The sequence below is a fragment of the Nitrosomonas sp. JL21 genome, from assembly GCF_009833095.1.
Classification (GTDB): domain Bacteria; phylum Pseudomonadota; class Gammaproteobacteria; order Burkholderiales; family Nitrosomonadaceae; genus Nitrosomonas.
The window spans coordinates 1-3,333 of the sequence record NZ_QRCB01000058.1 but is presented as its reverse complement, the minus strand read 5'-3'; the positions used below and the strand labels follow the sequence as shown (position 1 = coordinate 3,333).

Sequence of the window (3,333 nt, the reverse complement as noted above, 5' to 3'; positions counted from 1 at the left end):
TGTGTGTCGATCATAAAACCTCTGAAAACTATAAAATTTTCCGAAGAGTACTTAACCCCTAGAAAACGAGCAGTAGAATCAAAACAGCCCCAAAGAAGAGGCTTGTCGCCCATAAATTGATGAGAGCGGCAAGCCGGATATTGCGGGAGAGGGTGGTTATCTCTTTTAACTTTTCGTTAAAACTCGACTCGATCTTTTGATCGATTGACTCAAAGCAGGCGTTGACGACTTGCTCGCTTAACTGATGGATATTGCGCGAGCTAGTTTGGGAAAGTAAATTGGCCCTGCTTTCGGTTGCTTGTGACCAATGATGAATATTTTCTTCCAATGTTGCGCGAAAATTATTCAGAAGCATCTGATGGGCTTTATTGTTTTCCTGGAGTAGGATTTCATTCAGGGTATAAACCATCAATATCGGATCATCTTCGGAGAGCGCTACGCCGTGCTTTGCTGCGATCGCTGCCATGATCCGGGTATATTGGTCATCCGCATTGATAGTCATGTCAATACGGCCGCCACGTTTTCAATATTGGTAAAAAGCTGCTTCTTGATGATGTTCAACCGCTGGCGCACCATAATGGGCAGCGCTTTGTTATCTAATGCCTCATTGAAGGTCAATTTAGATTGCAGTATTTCACTTAGATCTTTGCCGAACGTATCGGCTTTGTAGGAGGGAATTTGGATGATGGCCGAGACTCGGGCTTTATTGTCCAGATACGTTTTCATGTTTTCAAACCGTTTCCCATCCATTTCGATGTCGCCCCAGTAGGGATTCAGCCACACCACAAACTTCGTCTCAGTTGGGAAAGACTCAATCAAATTCGCAAAACCCGTCAGTGTATCGATCAATGCCTGGCTGCCGGTAATTACGGTGTGAACGACCAGCTCATGGCCCATATCCGGAAGTAGGGCAGGGATCTGGTTACTGATCAGGTAGTGCGACATCGGCACAAAAGTGCTTGCGCCATTATCGATAATCACATCGGTTTCAGTAATAGCAATGAGTTCAATCAGCTCATCAAAACGTCTGGGATCGATTTCATCGCCGGCCATCACATTGATTCGTTTGACGTTAAGCTTCTTGAATCCGTGAAATGTTGCATTGACTGGATCTGTGTCCACACAAACAATTTTCTTGCCTTTGGCGAGCTTGTGCTGAGCCAGAACTGATGCGATGAAAGATTTTCCGACACCGCCTTTTCCTTGCAAGATCATGTGTATTTTAGCCATCAGATTAAATCCTCTTTATCAATTGATGAACGAAAGTTAAATCCACTGTTTTCATTTTCTGAAGTGATCATTGTTGTCACCTTCCCTTGCTTCTTTTCTGCCTTGTCAAAAATATGCTTTTTGACAAGGCTCCTGAACCACAGATAGGAACAGCCAATTTTCTTCTCTTCCTTCAATGTCGACCATATCTGGCGCATAGACCACCCATCCTGGAGTGCCTTACTAATATCAGTCTTTAGAGCCAGAAATGAGGGGCCGTATAGATTCTTTCTTCGGGCCGGGTTCTTCTGCTCATTCAGAGCAATGCGTTGAGATAAAGAGAGGCTCATAGCAATTTCCTGACTTTGTGTGATGAAAAATAATTTTTGTTAATTGATCTTTTCATTTACTTAGCATTTCGTTGTTTTTGCTTTCTATATTCATATAAATATATGTATATGAATGATATTAAAGTTATTTAAAGACATATTTTTATATCCTTTTAATATTATTATATCCATATATCGTATGTTTGCAATGTAATTCTTTAGTGATACTATCTCCGTTATTAACTAACTCTACCGGGCAAGATATGTGAAGTTAGCTAACTTCACATTCTCTTATTCGCACTTTGTGCTCAACGAATCTTGCTCTGCGAGGCTGATATCTCTAAAAACAACCACCAAGGAAGGTCATGAATCAGAAACGCGTATGTCATCTTCGAGTGCCGGTAACGCTGATTGAAAAGCAGGAGATCCAGGAAAATGCAAAAACCGCTGGGCTATCCATGGCCAGATATATGCGCATGGTGAGCCTTGGGTACACAGTACCTAGCGTTATCGATAATAGACAAATAGAACAGCTATTAAGAATCAACGGCGATATGGGTAGGGTAGGGGGGTTGTTGAAAATGTGGCTAACCAATGATGTACGGCTAAAGATTACGAGCAAATCAGACATTGAAGACACGCTGTATGCGATACGCTCAACACAGAACGCCATGTTGACAGCCATTCTGGAACTCAAAAAAAGATGAATACTTAACAGTTAACGTTGCCATGATCGCCAAAATCATCCCCATCAAATCGGTGCGCAAAAGCAACTATTCTGCACTGATACAGTATCTGACCAATCCGCAGGGTAAAAGCGAGCGGATCAGTCAGATTACGGTTGCAAACTGTTTTACAGACGAGTTGCCTGCAGCTGTGCTTGAAATTCAGAATACCCAAGGCATGAATACTCGCGCCAGATCAGATAAAACCTGTCACCTGGTGCTGAGCTTCCCGCAAGGGGAGCGTTTGCCGCATGCCGATCTTAATGCCATTGAAGCGCGATTTTGTGATGCGTTAGGGTTTAAGGATCATCAACGTGTGAGCGTCATCCATGACGATACTGATTTTCTACACGTGCATATTGCCATCAATAAGATACATCCCAGGCGGCTTACCATACACAATCCCTATTATGACTATAAGATTGTCGCTAAGACTTGTGAGCAGATCGAGCAGGAATATGAATTAACAATAGTTAATCATGAAACCGTGAAAGATGAAGCATCCAGAATAGCGCAGGACATTGAAGCTAGAACAGGGGTGGAAAGTCTGCTGGGCTGGATCAAGCGTGAAGTACTCGGTGAAATCAAACAAGCTGATGATTGGCAGGCACTACACGGGATACTTAAAGGTCATGGACTTGAACTCAAAGAACGAGGCAATGGATTTATCATAATTGCCGACAATGGCGTAGCTGTTAAAGCAAGCTCAGTTGATCGCTCTCTCTCCAAAGGGAATCTGACTCAGAGGCTGGGCGCTTTTGTACCCAATGTGCTTACTTCAGCACAACGCAATGATCGGGAAGTTATCAGACAATTTAAGCCACGGCCATTACAACCCGGGATTGATACATCCAAGCTGTATGCACGATATCAAGAAGAGCAGAGCAATGTGTCTCAGCAACGCTCAATGCAATGGGCTGGGTTGCGACATACTCGGGATCAACTCATTGAGCGCGCAAAACGAGAAGCAGCACTCAAACGCGGCATTATCAAGAATATTCAGGCAGGGAGATTAGCCAAAAAAGCGCTGTACGCCACCGCGCATCAGCAATTCAAAACGTCGATGCAAG

General features: G+C 43.5%; 5 protein-coding genes. 2 read left to right on the top strand and 3 right to left on the bottom strand.

All coding sequences use genetic code 11. The features are described 5' to 3' along the window. Positions 1–58 precede the first annotated feature (58 nt). Genes ABF87_RS13985 through ABF87_RS13975 form a run of 3 tightly spaced genes read right to left on the bottom strand, consistent with a single transcriptional unit; the run spans position 59 to position 1,559 of the window. Positions 59–502 carry a conjugal transfer protein TraM gene (locus ABF87_RS13985; RefSeq protein ID WP_160829736.1) on the bottom strand — a complete coding sequence of 148 codons (444 nt, stop codon included), beginning with the start codon at positions 500–502 and terminating at the stop codon, positions 59–61. After that, a complete protein-coding gene (locus ABF87_RS13980) occupies positions 499–1,230 on the bottom strand; it encodes an AAA family ATPase (protein WP_160829735.1) in 732 nt (243 codons plus the stop codon). The genes ABF87_RS13985 and ABF87_RS13980 overlap by 4 nt, the downstream gene beginning before the upstream one ends. Further along, entirely contained in the window at positions 1,230–1,559 is a 330-nt protein-coding gene (locus ABF87_RS13975) for a TraK family protein (RefSeq protein ID WP_160829734.1), read from the bottom strand. Before ABF87_RS13975 ends, ABF87_RS13980 begins: the two co-directional genes overlap by 1 nt. A 344-nt stretch (positions 1,560–1,903) precedes the next feature. Between ABF87_RS13975 and ABF87_RS13970 the strand changes: the two genes are divergently transcribed. Both ABF87_RS13970 and traI read left to right on the top strand, forming a co-directional pair. Continuing rightward, positions 1,904–2,245, top strand: a complete 342-nt coding sequence (locus ABF87_RS13970; protein ID WP_160829733.1) for a conjugal transfer protein TraJ — start codon at positions 1,904–1,906, stop codon at positions 2,243–2,245. 22 nt (positions 2,246–2,267) lie between these two features. After that, on the top strand, positions 2,268–3,333 hold a 1,066-nt coding region (gene traI / locus ABF87_RS13965; RefSeq protein WP_160829732.1), incomplete at its 3' end, for a TraI/MobA(P) family conjugative relaxase.

Coding starts and splice junctions, on each gene's coding strand:
- ABF87_RS13985 (WP_160829736.1), bottom strand. CDS start 502: ATGACTATCAATGCGGATGACCAATATACCCGGATCATGGCAGCGATC.
- ABF87_RS13980 (WP_160829735.1), bottom strand. CDS start 1,230: ATGGCTAAAATACACATGATCTTGCAAGGAAAAGGCGGTGTCGGAAAA.
- ABF87_RS13975 (WP_160829734.1), bottom strand. CDS start 1,559: ATGAGCCTCTCTTTATCTCAACGCATTGCTCTGAATGAGCAGAAGAAC.
- ABF87_RS13970 (WP_160829733.1), top strand. CDS start 1,904: ATGAATCAGAAACGCGTATGTCATCTTCGAGTGCCGGTAACGCTGATT.